This window comes from Pseudomonas sp. Wu6 (assembly GCF_019891515.1).
Classification (GTDB): domain Bacteria; phylum Pseudomonadota; class Gammaproteobacteria; order Pseudomonadales; family Pseudomonadaceae; genus Aquipseudomonas; species Aquipseudomonas orientalis_A.
The window spans coordinates 1-334 of the sequence record NZ_JAFLXH010000107.1; the positions used below are offsets into that span (position 1 = coordinate 1).

1 protein-coding gene is annotated in these 334 nt (G+C 57.8%); it reads left to right on the forward strand.

Annotated elements, in window-relative coordinates:
• Positions 1-334, forward strand: a 334-nt coding sequence (locus tag J1G34_RS26990; RefSeq protein ID WP_347709510.1) for an immunoglobulin-like domain-containing protein, incomplete at both ends; no start/stop codon positions are given.

The following is a 334-nucleotide window of genomic DNA, read 5'->3' on the forward strand; positions in this document are numbered from 1 at the left end:
GGTTACCACCATTACTGATGTGGTCGATACCACCACTGTCACCCTGACGGCCGGTTCGACCGTCACCGAAGGCGGTCAGATCACTTACACCGCGACCCTGACCAACCCGGCACAAACCCCGGTGAGCGTCACCTTGAGCAATGGCTCGGTGATTACCATCAAGGCGGGTGAGTCGACGGGTACTGTTGTTGTCGATACGCCGGCCAACGACGTTTACGTTAACGGTTCGACCGTCAGCACCACCATTACCGGTGCTACCGGCGGCAACTTTGAAAACCTGGTGCCGAGCACTACGCCTGCGGTTACCACCATTACCGATGTGGTCGATACCACT